This window comes from Streptomyces sp. NBC_00193 (genome assembly GCF_026342735.1).
GTDB classification, from domain to species: domain Bacteria; phylum Actinomycetota; class Actinomycetes; order Streptomycetales; family Streptomycetaceae; genus Streptomyces; species Streptomyces stoeckheimensis.
The window spans coordinates 55181-70450 of record NZ_JAPEMM010000003.1 but is presented as its reverse complement, the minus strand read 5'-3'; the positions used below and the strand labels follow the sequence as shown (position 1 = coordinate 70450).

The window sequence follows — 15270 nt, the reverse complement described above, 5'->3', positions numbered from 1 at the left end:
TGCCGCGGTGGTCAGGCCGCCCCCGGGGCCGTGCCGAGCACGAGGCTCACGTTGTGGCCGCCGAAGGCGAAGGAGTTGGACACCGCGGCCTCGGGCGCCGCCGCGCGGGGCGCGCCGCGGACGTGGTCGAGTGCGCAGGCCGGGTCCGGCCGGTCGAGGTTGGCCGTCGCCGGCAGGCTCCGGTGGTGCAGGGCGAGTACGGTCGCCGCCGCCTCCACCGCGCCCGCCGCGCCCAGGAGGTGGCCGATGGCTCCCTTGACCGAGCTGACCGGCGGCCCGTCCTCGCCGAACACCGAGCGGACGGCCCGCGCCTCGGCCAGGTCGCCCACCTTGGTGCCGGTCCCGTGGGCGTTGACGTAGCCGATGTCCCGGGGGGACAGCCCCGCGTCCGCCAGCGCGCGCCGCATGGCGTCCGCCGCGCCCTCGCCGTCGGGCCGGGGCGAGGTCGGGTGGTGGGCGTCGCTGGTCGCGCCCCAGCCCAGGACCCGCCCGTAGGCGTGCGCCGAGCGGGCGCGGGCGTGGGCGGCCCGCTCCAGGACGAGGATCCCGGCGCCCTCGGCGAGGACGAAACCGCTCCGGTCCAGGTCGAACGGGCGGCTGGCCGCCGCCGGATCGCCCGTCCCGGCGCGGGCCAGCGCGCGGGCGTTGCCGAAGGAGGTGGCCACGGAGGGGGCGAGCGCGGTGTCGGTGCCCCCGCAGATCACCACGTCCGCGGTGCCCTCGCGGATCAGCCGCAGCCCCTCGGCCACCGACATCGCCCCCGCCGCGCAGGCCGTGGCGATGGAGCTGCTGAGCCCGCGCACGCCGTGGCGGATCGCGATCCGGGCCGCCGCCATGTTGGGCAGCATGCCGGGAAGGAGGTACGGGCTGACCGCGGCCCGGCCCCGCGAGGCGCGGGCCACGGCCTGCTCCTCGTACGTCGCGAGCCCGCCGGCGCCGGTGGAGACCACCACCGCCACCCGGTCCGCCGCCACGTCCTGGCCCACCGTCAGCTTGGCGTCGCCGAGCGCCTCGTCGGCGGCGGCCAGCGCCATGAGCACGAACCGGTCGACCGAGCGCGCCTCGGTGCGCGGCAGCAGGTCCAGGGCGGAGATCTCGGGGGCCACCCCGGCCACGTCGGCGCCGGTCGCGGCCCAGGCCTCGCCCTCCAGCCGGCGCAGCCCGGAGCGCTGGGCCGCGAGCCCGTCCACGAAGGCGGGTACGCCGATGCCGAGCGGGGTGACCAGTCCGATCCCGGTGACCCAGACGTCGTACTGCTCCCGGAGCCCGCTCCTCACGACTCCTCCCCGGCGACCGGCGCGGCATCCGCCGCGGGCCGTACGAGCAGGGCGCGGGCGTTCGCGGGCGCGCCGTCCGGGCCGGCCTGCTCCACGAGCAGCAGCAGCGCCTCCCCGGCGTCGCCCCCGTCGACCAGGAAGCGGGTGACGTCCAGGGCCTCGCCCAGCGGATCGGCGGTCGCCGCGTCGGGGCTGAAGCAGATCACCGGACCGGCGAGCCCCCAGCGCTTGGCGATGTGGCCGACCACCGCGTTGGGCACGGACTGGAAGAACAGCAGGGGCGCCGCGGGCCGGCCGGCGTCCACCGCGACCGCGGTCGCCGTGTGCGTCTCCAGGTCGCCGCCCCGGGAGGCCAGCACGATCGCCGTGCGCCCGGCCCGCCGTACGAGCTCCTGCGCGCCGGGACCGGCCGGCTCCGCGCCGGGCTCCGCCGCGCCCGGAGCCCCGTACACCTGCTCCAGGCAGCGGTCGGCGGCGGCCGAGGCCATCGGGCTGAAGGAGGAGACGGCGAAACCGGCCAGCGGCACCGGCAGTTCGGGGTCGTCCGGGGCGGGCCAGACGCCCTCCGCGAGGACCTCCACGGCAGCCGCCGGGAGGGTGGAACGGGTGGGGGAAAGGGCCGGGGACGTGGTCATGGCGCGCTCACCACCAATGCGGTGTTGGCCCCGCCGAAAGCGGCGTTCAGGCTGAGGACGTGCCGGGGGGAGACCCGGCGGGGCGAGCCGAGGACCAGGTCCAGGCGGCAGTCGTCGTCGGGCCCCGAGTGGCCCGCGTTGACGGGGAGTTCCCCGCTGCGCAGGACCAGCAGGGTGACGGCGAGTTCGAGCATTCCGGACGCCTCCAGGGAGTGCCCGTGCAGGGACTTCGTGGAGCTCACCGGGATGCCGTCGACCGCGTCCCCGAGAGCGAGGCGCAGGGCGGCGCTCTCCGAGGAGTCGTTGGCGGGCGTGCCGGTGCCGTGGGCGTTGACGTAGCCGATGTCCGCGGGCGCCAGCCCGGCCCGGTCCAGCGCGGCGCCGATGGCCCGCGCCATCCCCAGGCCCTCGGGGTGCGGCCGGCACACGTGGTGGGCGTCGCCGGCCAGGCCCCAGCCGGACAGCACGGCGAGCGGCCGGGCCCCGCGCGCGGCGGCGGCCTGCGCGGACTCCAGGACCACCGCGCCGACGCCGTCACCGAGCAGCAGACCCTTGCGGCCGGCGCTGAAGGAGCGCAGGACGCCGTCCGGGGAGAGCGCCCGGCCGGCGGAGAACAGCGCGAAGTTGTCCTCGTCCACGAGGTAGCCCGCGGAGACGACCACGCGGTCCTCCCGGCCCGTGCGGATCCGTACGGCCGCCTCGGAGACCGCCGTACTGGCCGCGACACAGGCATTCGTGTAGGTCCGGGCCGCGCCGAGCAGACCGCAGGCCCGCGCCAGGGCGGCCGCGGTGTCCGAGATCGCCGACTTGCCCTGGACGGCCAGCGGCCCGCGGGCCACGGCCGGATCGGCGTGCCGGCCCAGCAGGAGCGGAGCCTGCGCCCGCTCCGCCGGGGACAGACCGGCCTGCTCGCAGGCCTCCTCCACGACCCGGCGCAGCTCCTCGTCCAGGTCGGGCGAGCCCGGCAGTACGGCGGCGACGCCCGTGCGGTACCGGTCCGTGGCGAACCGCCCGACCGGTCCGAACGCCGCCCGGGAGGCGGCCAGTCCCCGCCCGAGGGCCTCTTCGCCGCGGCCGAAGGCGCTGGTGACGCCGAGCCCGGTGATGACGACCCTCCGGTCCGCGCGGTCCGCGCGGTCCGCCAGGTCAGCCCGGTCAGCCAGGTCCGCCCCGGTCACGAACCGCTCCCGCCCGGCACGGGAGCGGCCAGGGCGCCGGCCAGCACCGCGACGGCGCCGTCGACCGTGTCCATGGCCTCCAGCTCCTCGTCGAGGTCGATCCGGATGCCGTACCGCTCCTCGACCACGTGCACCAGCCAGGCCAGCTGCAGGGAGTCGATCCGCTCGCCCACGTCGCCCGGGGCGCACTCGTCGTGCTGGGCCAGCAGGGCGATCACCTCCGGACGGCCGGGGGCGGGGGACCGGCCGCTCACGCCGAGCCAGCCTGGGCCGTGACCTGGGTCCGGCGCTGCTCGACCTGGGAGACGAACTCGCCGATGGTCAGGGTCTGCAGGCCCTCGACGTCCTCGTCGGAGAACTTGACCCCGTACTCCTCCTCGACCTGCATGACGAGTTCGGCGGTGGTGAGCGACTCCAGCTCCAGGCCGTCGTCGCCGATGGGGGTGTCGTCCGTGACCCCGGCGATGTCGAGGTTCATGGTTTCGAGGGTGTTCACTACGAAGGCGCGCACAGGGGTGCTCATGAACTGGCTCCTTGTATCAGTGTTCGTATGTGTGTTCAGGACGTGTCTGGGCACCGGGGACGAGTGGGGGTGTCGGTGTCGGTGTCCCGGGTAGAGGTGTGGCTCGCGGTCCCGGTCGGTGACCAGCGCAAGCACGCGCACGCGCTGCTGCGGCGGGCCGCTGCGGCGGTGCTGGGCGTCGGGCCCGAGGGCCTGGCCGTGGCCCGGGAGCCGGGCGGACGGCCGTACGTGGTGTCACGGCCCGGCGCCGCGGACCGCGGGTCGCGGCCGCCGGTGCGGGTGAACGTGAGCGTGAGCCACACCCGCGGCCTGACCGCGGTCGCGGTCTGCACCGGCGGGGACGTGGGCGTGGACGTGGAGCCGGCCCGCGAGCTCCCGGCGGTGGCCCTCGCCCGGCGCTGGTTCGCCGAGGAGGACGTCCGCTGGATCGAAGGCCATGCACCCGCCCTGCGGGCCCGCGCCCTGCTGTGGGTCTGGACGCACAAGGAGGCACTGGGCAAGGCGGTCGGCACCGGGCTGGCCGGCGGAGGCCGGCTGCGGCCGGTTCCGCTGCCCGCCTCCGGCCTGCCGCCGGAGCCCGCCGGGCGTCCGGTGACCCTGCGGGAGATCTTCCCGGGCGCGGGCCTGACCAGCGCCGTCCCCGGCGGCCCCGAGGGCTACGTGCTGTGCGTGGCGGGCGGCCCGGGCACCGAGGGCGCTCCGGTGTCGGTCACCCGCGTGGAGGGCTGAACTCCTGCGCTGCTCCACCGGGCTCACACCCGTTCCACGGCGGCGGCCTGCTGCGCGGCGGCCCGCAGCGCGGCCGGATCCCGTACCGGCTTTCCGGTGGTCGTCCGGGGCAGGGCGGCCAGTGCGTGGATGCGGCGCGGCAGCTTGAAGCCCGCCACCCGCTCGGCGAGCAGGCTCTCCACGGCACGCGCCGTGACCTGCTCGTCGAGGACCGCGTAGGCCTCGATGGCCCCGTCGTGGACCACCACCGCCTCGCGGACGCCGGGCAGTTCGGACAGGGTCCACTCGACCTCGGTGAGGTCGACCTTGAGGCCGCCGACCGACACCTGGGAGTCCAGCCGGCCCACGACGGCCAGCAGCCCGGTCTGCGGGTCGAGCGTCGCGGCGTCGCGGGTGCGCAGCCAGCCGTCCGCCCAGCGGTCCGGACCGGCCTGGCCGAGGTACGGGCTGACGGGCCGCCGTACGAGGAGCTCCCCGTCCACCACCTTCGCCTCGATGCCCGGAGCGGTGCGCCCCGTGGCCGGCCGGGAGGCCCCGGACAGGTCGGCCGCGATGACGCCCGTCTCCGTCATCCCGTACACCTCGCCCAGCGGTACGCCGTACCGCGCGGCGAAGGCCTCGGCGACCCCGGGCCGCACCGACTCGCCGGCGGATATGGCCCCGACCAGGTGCGGCAGCGGCGGGGGAGCGGAGACCGAGGCCAGCAGCTGCGCGTGGAACGGCACGCCCGTGATCACGGTCGGCGCGGTCCGCGCGGCCACGGCGGCGAGGATGCCGTCGGCGCTCATCCGCTCCGGCAGCACGATCTCGACGCCCGCGTGCAGGCTGTGCAGGACCCCCGCCATCAGCCCCATCGCGTGGATCAGGGAGTTGAGGACCACGATGCGGTCGCCCCGCCCGGGCATACCGGGGATCAGGGTGTAGCGGTGGACCTCGGCGACGAGGTCCGCGGCCGTGCGCCCGATCACCTTGGAGGGGCCGGTGGAACCGGAGCTGAGCTGGACGAGCGCGTGCCCGCTCGCGGCCGGACGCCCCTCGGGGTACGGCTCGGCCACGGCGTCGACCGTGTGGAATCCGCGCAGCACGCCGAGGCGCACCAGCCCGGCCGGCCGGACGAGGAACTGAGGGGCCGTCCGCTGCAGCGCCCGGTCGCTCTCGTGGGCGGTCAGCCGGTGGTCGAGCAGGATCACCTGGGCCCCGGTCCGCCAGGCGGCCAGCAGGTGGGTGAGGAGCGCGAGCGACGGGGGCAGCTGGAGGGCGACCGATCCGCCGCGGCGCAGTCCGGCCTCCGCCAGCTCGGTGTGGCGGGCCACGACCTCGCGGCGCAGACCGGCGCGATCCAGCCGTTCGCCGATGTGCACCGCAGGCTCGGCGTCGTCGTGGCCGGCGTGCAGGAGCAGCTCGTCGACCCAGCTTCCGTCGTGCTGCTGCGGATCGGTCGTCCCGGGCCCGGGGCCCCCGAAATCGCTGATCACGAACAAACATCTCCCCGTTGCACTGCCCCGTTGTGCTGCTGATTCGCCCTGACTGGCTCAGCAGTTCCGCATAATAGAAACGACCCCTCGGGGACTGTCAAGCGTCATATGCAAAGCGCGACAGCATTCTTGCGGAATTGCGAATTCCTACTGCCGAGTTGCCTTGCCGGGCCGGGTTCGCGGTGCGGAAAATGTTTGACTGAACAGGGACTCCCTGTAGGGTCTGCCCGTGTTGAACGGGGAGATCATGCATTCCCCGATTTCCCTGACGGGGAATCGGGAGCTCAGGGTCGGGTATCCATTGACCGGCTGTAGCGCCTGCGCGCGGCGCCGGTTTATCCGGGAGGCCATCGAGGCGATCTTTCCCGGGCTGCGTAGTCCGTCCGGAATTCAGTCATCAGATCTTTCTATCGGATCCGGCTGTCGAATCCGTCCCTCCATGACCTCGTGAGGTGAGCATGCGCACTCTCCTGGTGGATAATTACGACTCCTTCACCTTCAATCTGTTCCACCTCCTGGCGGAGGCCAACGGGCAGGAGCCCGTCGTCATCCGCAACGATGAGCCGGGGTGGAGAATCAGCCATCTGGAGGAGTTCGACAACGTCGTCCTGTCTCCCGGACCCGGCACCCCCGAACGCCCGGAGGACTTCGGCGTCTGCACCGAGATCGTCCGCGCGGCGGACCGCCCGGTCCTCGGCGTGTGCCTCGGCCACCAGGGCATAGCCCACCTCGGCGGCGGCTCCGTCCTGCGGGCCCCCGAACCCCGGCACGGACGGGTCTCCCCCGTGGAGCACTCCGGGACGGACCTCTTCGCCGGGATCCCCTCGCCCTTCGACGTCGTGCGCTACCACTCCCTCACCGTGGCCGACCTGCCCGAGGACGTCTTCGAGGCCACCGCATGGGCGCCGGGCGGCATCCTCATGGGCCTGCGCCACCGCGAACGCCCGCTGTGGGGCGTGCAGTTCCACCCCGAATCCATCAGCAGCGAGCACGGACTGCTGATGATGCGCAACTTCCGCGAGCTCACCACCCGCTGGCAGCAGGAGCACCCCGGCGCGCGGCCCCTCGCACCGGCCGCGCCCGCCGCCGCGCCCGCCCGCCCCGCCCCGAGCCGGCACCTGCGCGTCCTCACCGAGCGGCTGCCCACCGCCTGGGACCCCGAGATCGTCTTCGACGAGCTGCTGCGCGGCGGGAACCACGCCTTCTGGCTCGACAGCAGCCGCAGTGACGGCGCCACGGGCCGCTTCTCGATCATGGGAGACGCCTCCGGCGACCTGGCCCGCGTGGCCACCGCCGACGTGGCGGCCGGCACGGTCACCGTCGTCTCCGAGCGGGACGGCGTCCGCAGCGCGCAGGTCGCGCAGCGCCCCTTCTTCGACTGGATCGACGAGGACCTGAAGTCCCTGGAGGTGGACCTGCCCGACCGGGCCGAGAACCCCTGCAACTTCGCCCTCGGCTGGGTCGGGTACCTCGGGTACGAACTGAAGGCGCAGTGCGGGGCCGGCCCGGTCGTCCACCGCTCGAAGCAGCCCGACGCCACGATGGTGTTCGCGGCCCGCGCCCTGGCCTTCGACCACCTGACCGGCACCACGCACCTGCTCGCCCTGGCCCCGGCCGACCCCGGCGACGACGCCGAGGCGCTCGCCCACGACGCCTCCGCCCGCGCGTGGCTGCACGGCACCGCCGGACGGCTGCGCGCCCTCACCGGCCGGACCGCGGACGCCGACGTGCCCGCGCAGCCCGTGGACGCCGGCGATCTGAGCCTGCGCCACGACCGGGACGCCTACCTGGACCGCATCCGGCGCAGCCAGGAGGACATCGCCGCCGGCGAGACCTACGAGGTCTGCCTCACCAACGAGCTGCACAGCGAAGCGAAGGTGGACCCCTGGGAGGGGTACCGGTTCCTGCGCCGCACCAGCCCGGCGCCGTTCGCCTCGCTGCTCCTCTTCGAGGACCTCGCCGTCCTCAGCACCTCGCCGGAACGGTTCCTGCGCGTCACCGCCGAGGGGCTCGCCGAGTCCAAGCCGATCAAGGGCACCCGGCCGCGCGGAGCCACCGCGCAGGAGGACGAGGCGCTGATCGCCGATCTGCGGACCAACGAGAAGGACCGCTCCGAGAACCTGATGATCGTCGACCTGGTCCGCAACGACCTCGGCCGGTGCGCGGAGGTCGGCTCGGTCCACGTGCCCAAGCTGTTCGACGTGGAGACCTTCGCCACGGTGCACCAGCTCGTCAGCACCGTACGGGCCACCATGCGCCCCGGAGTGAGCGCCGTGGAGTGCGTGCGCACCGCGTTCCCGGGCGGTTCGATGACGGGTGCCCCCAAGATCCGCACCATGCAGATCATCGACGAACTGGAGGAGGGCCCGCGCGGCGTGTACTCCGGAGCGATCGGCTACTTCTCCCTGTGCGGCGGCGCCGACCTCAGCATCGTCATCCGCACCGCCGTCGTCACGGAGGAGGGCATCCGCTACGGAGTCGGCGGCGCCATCGTCGCGCTCTCCGACCCCGCAGACGAGTACGAGGAGACCATCACCAAGACGACCCCGCTGCTCCGCCTCCTCGGCAGGGGCTTCCCCGGCCGCGACGCGGCGGCATCCGCCGAGCCCCCGGTGTCCCGTTGACCGGGCCCACTGGGGTGACCGGGCCGACCGGGCCCACCGGGCTGACCGGGCCGACCCCGCCCACCGTGCCGGGCCGCGCCGACCGCCTCTTCGCGCTCACGCGGTACGGGGCCCTGCGCGAGGTCCCCGCGACGGACGCCCCCGGCACGCTCCTCGCCGCGGACTCCTGGCTGGTCGACGACGGCCGGGTCCGCGCCCTGGACCGGCACCGCAGCCGCTTCACCGCCACCTGCACCGAGGCCGCCGGCGTGCCCGTCGCACTCCTGGACACCTTCTGGACCGCGATGGCGGCCCTGCTGCCCCGGGCGGCCGGCCACTGGTTCCCGCGCGTGGAGCTGGAAACCGTGTCCCCGGACGCGTCACCGGACACGGCCCTGCCCGGTGGCCACCGGCTGCTGTACCGGCTGCGCCCCGCACCCGCGCGCTCCACGACGGCCAGGGTCTGGGGACTCGCGGTCTGCGACCCGCGCCGGACGCCCCGTCACAAGGGGCCGGACCTGGGCGCCCTGGCCGAAGTCCGCTCCAGGGCCACGGCCGCGGACGCCGACGAGGCGCTCCTGGTCACCGCGGACGGAGTGGTGCTCGAAGCGGCCAACTCCTCGCTCCTGTGGTGGGAGGAGGACGTCCTGTGCCATCCGCCCGCCGAGCTCCCGGTGCTCCCCGGGGTCACCGCCTCGCTCCTGCTCGACCGGGCGGCGCGCACGGGAGTGACCGTACGGCCCGTCCGGCGCAGGCTGTCCGCGCTGGCCGGCCGCGAGGTCTGGGTGGTCAACGCCCTCCACGGCCTGCGCCCCGTCACCGCCTGGACGGGCGGGTCGCTCCCGGCCGGCGCCCCGCTGCACGCCGCTGCGTGGCAGAACTGGCTGGACGGAATGCGGACCGCGCTCCCGGCGTGAACCCGCACGGCGAACCGCCGCTGCTGCCCGACCACGGCGGCGGTTCCCGCCGTGGCGCGCCGCGCCGCGCACATGCCCGGCGCAGATGCCGGACGCCATTTTGGGAAAAGGACCGAACCAATCGGCGCGGGCTCCGCATTGCATTTCCACTTGGAGCCGACTTGGATCCCACTTGGAACCGACTTGGAGCCGGCCGGGAATTCGGCTTCGCCGTTATTCGGCGGCCGCGATCGGCTGGAGCCGGCGCGGGATCGTCGAGCCGGCCGGATCGGTCCGGGCCAGATCGCCGGAGAGCACGGCCTGGTGCAGCTGCTGGAGCGGAGCGGACGGCTCCAGCCCCAGTTCGCGTACGAGCGAGGCCCGCAGCTTCTGGTAGGCCTCCAGCGCGCGCCAGCCCCCGCCCGAGCGGTGCAGTGCGCGCATCAGCTGCCCGCAGAAGCCCTCGTGGAGGGGATGACGGGCCGCCAGCACCCGCAGTTCGGGGATCACCTCGGCGCAGCGCCCGAGCCGGATGTCGGCCTCGATGCGCCGCTCCAGGGCGGCCGTGCGCTCCTCGTTGAGCTGGAGCACCTCCAGTTCGAGGATCGATCCCGCGCGTACGTCGACCAGCGCCGGCCCCTGCCACAGCGCGAGCGAGCGGCCGAGCAGGTCGGACGCGGCACGGTAGTCGCCGATGTCGTAGGCCGCCCGGCCCTGCCCCGCGAGCCGCTCGAACTCGTGGGCGTCGACCTGGCCCGGAGGCACCTGCAGCAGGTAGCCGCCGAACCGGGTGACGAGGACCTCCTTGGCGTCGAGCGCCGGGTCCCGCTCCAGGGCGGTGCCGATCTTCCGGCGCAGCTGGAGGATGTACGTCTGCAGCGTCGTGGTGGCGCTGCGGGGGATGTCCTCGCCCCAGATCTCCTCCATCAGCGTCGGCACGGTGACGACCCGGCCGGCGTGCAGGGCGAGCAGGGCCAGCAGTTGCCGGGGCTTCGTAGCGGTCGGGACCACCGAGACGCCGCGCTCCTGGGCAGTGAGCGACCCGAGTACTTTGATCTCCATCTGTGCGCTCTCCCTCATCGGGCCGCGGATGCCGGACAGTGTGCGACGACCCCTTCGGAGTCAGGCAAACAGCGTCGCAGCAGAGGCCTCCGGCGGCCCAGTGAGGTGCGCACGAGGTGAATCATGAAAATGTCATACGCGGCCGGTGAACGTGGCACTGCCGGTGCTGTGAGGTCCCCCTCCAGACTCTCCTCCCAACAGGACACCAGTGCAGCACCGTTGGTCTCAGGGGGAAGTCATGAACGTGGCCCAGGAACTTTTCCGTTTCGCGGAACTCGCCGCCCGTACCGCTCTGGAACCGAAGCTCGGACAGCGCTTCGACGCCGACCCGGCCGGGGTCCTGCTGGAGTTCGGACTCGAAGCCCAGGGAGTGGACTGGACGTCCGGCGCGACCCTCTCCATCGACGACCTGAGCGCCGTCACCGGTTCGATGTCCAGCTGCCTGCGGTGCGGCACCTGCATCGGCGGCAACCTGACCGACCAGGCCGACCTCCAGGTCGCGGCGTGACGCCCCCGCGGGAGCCCCGGACGGGCCCCTTCGTGGCCTTCAAGCGCCACGTGCGGGCCGAAGCGGTCCCGGGCGAGGCCGCGTTCGTCCTCTCCGACCAGGGCGTGACCGTCCTGCGCGGCGCCGGCATAGAGAGCCTGGTCCCGCTGCTCGACGGCAGCCACACCCTGGACGCCTTACTCAGGGCCGCCTCGGCGACCATGCCGGTCGCCGAGGTGGGCCGGGCGCTGCGGAGCCTCGCGCAGGCCAATCTGGTCGGGTACCGGCACGGCGGCGCCGACCCGGCCGGCGCCGAGCCGGCCGGCGGGGACACCGCCCTGGCCCAGGCCTACTGGGACCGGGCGGGCCTCGACGGGTACGAGGCGACGGCCGAGGTCCGCACGGCCCCGGTCGCCGTGATCCCGGTCGGCGGGGTGAACGCCGCCGAGGTCCGCGCCGCCTGCGAGGCCTCCGGGCTCAACGCCGTGGACGAGGACGCCGACGCCCCGCTGGCCCTGGTGGTGTGCGCGGACTACCTGGACCCCGGGCTGAGGTCCGTCTCCCGGCGGCTGCGCCGCCAGGGCCGGACCTGGCTGCTGGCCAGGCCGTTCGGAGCCGACCCCTGGACCGGCCCGTTCTTCTCGCCGGCCACCGACGGACCCGACGGATCCGACGGGCCCTGCTGGTCCTGCCTGGCCCACCGGCTCTCCGAGCACCGCGCCGGGGAACTCCCCGTACAGCGCGCCCTGGGCCTGGACGGGCCGGCGCCGAGACCCGCCCCGACGCTCTCCGCCGTACGGTCCCTCGGACTGCAGTGCGCCGTACTGGAACTGTCGAAGTGGCTCGCGGGACTGCGCTACCCGGAGCAGCGGTCGGTGTGCGTCCTGGACAGCCTCAACCTGAGCACCGCCCACCACACCGTGCTGCGCCGCCCGCAGTGCCTCGACTGCGGGGACCCCTCGCTGGTCGCCCGGCGGACGGCGCGGCCCCTCGCCCTGGCCTCCCGGCCGAAGGCGGAGGGCACCGGCAGCAACGACCGGGCCGTCTGCGCCGAGGGCATCCTCATCGAGAACCGCCATCTGATCAGCCCGGTCACCGGCATCGTGACGAACGTCCGCCCGGTCCCGGGACTGCCCGACGGACTGCACGCCTACGACTCCGGCCACAACCTCGCCCTGCGCGGGCACTCGCTGGCCGGGGTCCACCAGGTCCTGCGGGCCCGCAGCGGAGGCAAGGGGGCGACCGCCACCGAGGCCCGGGCGAGCGCGCTGTGCGAAGCGGCGGAACGGTACAGCGCCGCCCGCCAGGGCGACGAGCTGGTGATCCGCGAGTCGATGGCCGGGCTGGGCGCCGCGGCCGTCCACCCCAACACGTACCAGCTGTTCGACGAGCGGCAGTACGCCGACCGGGCGCGCTGGAACGCCCTGCAGTCGCCCTTCCACCGGGTGAGCCGCCCCTTCGACCCCGCCGCCGAGACCGAGTGGACCCCCGTGTGGTCGCTCACCGCCGGTGCCCACCGGATGCTGCCCACCTCCACCCTGTACTTCGACACGGGCACGGGCGCCTCCCGGGACGGCCTGTGGGCCGACTCCAACGGCAACGCCGCGGGCGGCAGTCTCGAGGACGCGGTGGTCCAGGGCGTGCTCGAACTCGTCGAGCGGGACGCCGTGGCGCTGTGGTGGTACAACCGGCTGAGCCTGCCCGGCCTCGACCTCGACTCCTTCGACGAGCCCTGGCTGGCGGCCACCAGATCGGCGCTCGACCGGGCCGGCCACCAGGTCTGGGCCCTCGACCTCACCACCGACCTCGGAATCCCGGTCGTGGCGGCCGTCTCCCGGCGCACCGGCGGCCCCGCGGAGGAGTTCGTCTACGGGTTCGGAGCCCACCTCGACCCGCGGCTCGCACTGCGCAGGGCGGTCACCGAGATGGTGCAGATGCTGCCGGCCCCCGGCGGTTCCGGTACGGCCCTGCCCGGACAGCCGCAGCTCTTCGCGGACCCCGCGCAGACCGGGCGGACCCCCGCGTCCTGGCGGTACGCCGGACGCAACGCGGACCTCCTCGACGACGTCACGCACCTGCGGACCCTGCTCGAGTCGCACGGGATGGAGCTGCTGGTCCTCGACCAGACCCGGCCCGACGTGGGCATACCCGTGGTCAAGACGCTCGTGCCCGGACTGCGGCCGTTTTACGCCAGGTTCGCCCCGGGACGCCTTTTCGACGTACCGGTGCGTCTCGGCCAGCGGAATACTCGCACCGCATTCCGTGAACTCAACGGGGTTCCGCTGCCCTTGTAGATGTACGCGTGGATGCCCTTCCGGATGCCCTTCCGGATCCCCTTGTAGATCAGCTCTCTGCTACCTCTCCGATCTTCGGCGGGCTCGGCATATAGTGCGGACTCGGACCCTCTCGTTTTCCCTACCGAGGAGTGAGCATATGACGGGCCGTTTCCGGACTGCGGACAACGACCTAGCTCAGGGAACCGAGCAAGCGGAAACCAAGAATCCGGACAAGCGCGGCCGCGTCACCGACGTCCTGGCCCCGCGCCTCGCGCAGGGCATCGTGGTCACCGTCCTGTCCGGGTACGCAATCGTCACGCTGCTCAACGTCGAATACGCACTGCGCGACCAGCGCCGCGAACTCTTCGTCTGCGCGACGGCGGTCATGCTCCTCTACGGCCTCCAGCTGGTCCTCACCTCGCCCAAGGCCCGGCGCTGGTCCACCGGCCGCAAGTGCGCCGCCCTGGGCGTGCAGTTATTCCTCACCTTCTTACCCCTGGTCTGGCTGAACGTCCTGTGGGGCAGCGTGGCGGGACCCCTGAGCGCCTCGGTCCTGCTGCTCGCACCGCCCAGGATCGCCTGGCCCTCCTTCGCCGCCATCTCGGGCGTCGTGCTGTGGTGGGCGGTGGGTCAGGGCGGCAACGTGCTGGACCTCGCGTACTCGGGCATCTCCACCGCGCTGACCGGACTGGTGGTGTACGGCCTCACCCGGCTTACCGACCTGGTCAACGAAGTGCACGAGACCCGTGCGGAGATGGCGCGGATGGCCGTCATCCAGGAACGGCTGAGGTTCGCCCGGGACCTGCACGACCTGCTCGGCTACAGCCTCTCGGCCATCTCGCTGAAGTGCGAGCTGATCCAGCGGGTCGTCGTCAACAACCCCGAGCGGGCACGCGAAGAGGTCGTCTCCGTGCTCGGTGTGTCCCGCCAGGCCCTCGTCGACGTACGGGCGGTCGCCCGCGGGTACCGCGACATGTCGCTGGCGGCGGAGGCCGTCTCCGTGGTCGACGTGATGGCCTCGGCGGGCGTGGAGGCGGAGGTCGACATCGACTGCGGCCGGCTCCACCCGCTGGTGGACACCGTGCTGGCGACCGCCCTGCGCGAGGGCGTCACCAACATCCTCAGGCACAGCAAGGTGCAGTCCTGCACCATCAGGGCGGCGGTCGACGGGGAGACGGTGGAACTGGTGATGGAGAACGACGGGGTGGTGGCCGTCGGGCTCGCGGACCCCGCGGACCGGGGCAGCGGGCTGGGCAACCTGGACACGAGGCTCACCGCGATCGGCGGAACGCTGACCGCGGGCATCGAACCGCAGGGCCGGTTCCGGGTGACGGCGAGGGCGCCGATGAGACCGGTCGCCCCCGACCCCCCGGACAGCGTCGGCCCACGAGGACAGGGGTACGACGGGAGCGCAGGAAGAGCGTCCGTCGCGGCGCTGGAACGTCGAGCCGGCTGAAGCGGCGCGAGTCGACCGGCACGAGGGGTATACGGGGGAACAACCATGCTGTCGCTGCTTCTTGCCGAGGACGTCCACATGGTCCGCGGCGCACTCATCGCATTACTCGAACTGGAACCCGACTTCCAGGTGGTGGCCTCCGTGGACCGCGGTGACCTCATCGTGGCCTCCGCGCTCGAATCACGCCCCGATGTCGCGATCATCGACATCGACCTGCCCGGGATGGACGGGCTGACCGCGGCCGCCGAGCTGCGCGAACGCCTGCCCGCCTGCCGCACGCTGATCCTCACCAGCCTCGGCAGGCCCGGCACCCTGCGCCGGGCGATGGCCGCCCGCGTCTCGGGGTTCCTGCTCAAGGACTCCCCGCCGGCCCGGCTCGCCCAGGCCGTACGGGCCGTGGCCAACGGGCAGCGGGTGATCGACCCCGATCTCGCCCTCAGCGCCTGGGAGGCCCTGGACAATCCGATATCCCCGCGCGAGACCCAGGTGCTCCGGCTGGCCGCCCGGGGCGCCGACGCCGGTGAGATCGCCGAGCAGCTCTTCCTGAGCGAGGGCACGGTACGGAACTACCTGACGGCCATCGTGGACAAGCTCAACGCACGCAACCGGATCGACGCCATCCGCATCGCGGAGGAGGCGGGCTGGATCCCGTAACCGCGGCTGGGGCGGCCCG

Annotated in this window: 14 protein-coding genes; 7 read left to right on the top strand and 7 right to left on the bottom strand. The window is 73.7% G+C overall.

Features of this window, described 5'->3' with window-relative positions; translation table 11 throughout:
* Positions 1–11: 11 nt before the first annotated feature.
* From OG898_RS35445 to OG898_RS35425, 5 genes are read right to left on the bottom strand one after another with little or no spacing between them, the layout of a single operon-like run.
* Entirely contained in the window at positions 12–1277 is a 1266-nt protein-coding gene (locus tag OG898_RS35445) for a beta-ketoacyl synthase (RefSeq protein WP_266962853.1), read from the bottom strand.
* Positions 1274–1912, bottom strand: a complete 639-nt coding sequence (locus OG898_RS35440; protein ID WP_250745328.1) for a beta-ketoacyl synthase chain length factor — start codon at positions 1910–1912, stop codon at positions 1274–1276. Before OG898_RS35440 ends, OG898_RS35445 begins: the two co-directional genes overlap by 4 nt.
* The gene (locus OG898_RS35435; protein ID WP_266962850.1) at positions 1909–3090 is read right to left on the bottom strand and encodes a beta-ketoacyl synthase; all 1182 of its coding nucleotides are present in this window, start codon (positions 3088–3090) and stop codon (positions 1909–1911) included. Before OG898_RS35435 ends, OG898_RS35440 begins: the two co-directional genes overlap by 4 nt.
* Positions 3087–3344 (bottom strand): acyl carrier protein, encoded by a 258-nt coding sequence (locus OG898_RS35430; protein ID WP_250745326.1) that lies wholly within the window; start codon positions 3342–3344, stop codon positions 3087–3089. The genes OG898_RS35435 and OG898_RS35430 overlap by 4 nt, the downstream gene beginning before the upstream one ends.
* A complete protein-coding gene (locus OG898_RS35425; RefSeq protein WP_250745325.1) occupies positions 3341–3613 on the bottom strand; it encodes an acyl carrier protein in 273 nt (90 codons plus the stop codon). Before OG898_RS35425 ends, OG898_RS35430 begins: the two co-directional genes overlap by 4 nt.
* An 81-nt stretch (positions 3614–3694) precedes the next feature.
* On the opposite strand from OG898_RS35425, the gene OG898_RS35420 reads away from it, so the two are divergent.
* The gene (locus OG898_RS35420) at positions 3695–4342 is read left to right on the top strand and encodes a 4'-phosphopantetheinyl transferase superfamily protein (protein ID WP_250745324.1); all 648 of its coding nucleotides are present in this window, start codon (positions 3695–3697) and stop codon (positions 4340–4342) included.
* A gap of 23 nt (positions 4343–4365) precedes the next feature.
* Here the strand turns inward: OG898_RS35420 and OG898_RS35415 are convergent, their stop codons facing one another.
* On the bottom strand, positions 4366–5817 hold the full coding sequence (locus OG898_RS35415; RefSeq protein WP_266962847.1) for a class I adenylate-forming enzyme family protein: 1452 nt from the start codon (positions 5815–5817) through the stop codon (positions 4366–4368).
* 458 nt (positions 5818–6275) lie between these two features.
* Between OG898_RS35415 and pabB the strand changes: the two genes are divergently transcribed.
* The gene (gene pabB / locus OG898_RS35410; RefSeq protein WP_250745322.1) at positions 6276–8441 is read left to right on the top strand and encodes an aminodeoxychorismate synthase component I; all 2166 of its coding nucleotides are present in this window, start codon (positions 6276–6278) and stop codon (positions 8439–8441) included.
* A complete protein-coding gene (locus OG898_RS35405) occupies positions 8438–9337 on the top strand; it encodes an aminotransferase class IV (protein ID WP_266962844.1) in 900 nt (299 codons plus the stop codon). Before pabB ends, OG898_RS35405 begins: the two co-directional genes overlap by 4 nt.
* Before the next feature lie 213 nt (positions 9338–9550).
* On the opposite strand, the gene OG898_RS35400 is transcribed toward OG898_RS35405, so the two are convergent.
* Entirely contained in the window at positions 9551–10378 is an 828-nt protein-coding gene (locus OG898_RS35400) for an AfsR/SARP family transcriptional regulator (RefSeq protein WP_250745320.1), read from the bottom strand.
* A gap of 238 nt (positions 10379–10616) precedes the next feature.
* Here OG898_RS35400 and OG898_RS35395 point away from each other — a divergent pair, with 238 nt between their 5' ends.
* The 4 genes from OG898_RS35395 to OG898_RS35380 all read left to right on the top strand — a co-directional run bounded on the left by OG898_RS35395 (position 10617) and on the right by OG898_RS35380 (position 15251).
* The gene (locus OG898_RS35395; RefSeq protein WP_250745319.1) at positions 10617–10886 is read left to right on the top strand and encodes a hypothetical protein; all 270 of its coding nucleotides are present in this window, start codon (positions 10617–10619) and stop codon (positions 10884–10886) included.
* Entirely contained in the window at positions 10883–13159 is a 2277-nt protein-coding gene (locus OG898_RS35390; protein ID WP_266962841.1) for a TOMM precursor leader peptide-binding protein, read from the top strand. Before OG898_RS35395 ends, OG898_RS35390 begins: the two co-directional genes overlap by 4 nt.
* 139 nt (positions 13160–13298) lie before the next feature.
* The gene (locus tag OG898_RS35385; protein ID WP_250745317.1) at positions 13299–14597 is read left to right on the top strand and encodes a sensor histidine kinase; all 1299 of its coding nucleotides are present in this window, start codon (positions 13299–13301) and stop codon (positions 14595–14597) included.
* A 45-nt stretch (positions 14598–14642) separates the two neighbouring features.
* Complete coding sequence (locus OG898_RS35380) at positions 14643–15251, top strand: DNA-binding response regulator (RefSeq protein WP_250745316.1); 609 nt, start codon at positions 14643–14645, stop codon at positions 15249–15251.
* Positions 15252–15270 lie beyond the last annotated feature (19 nt).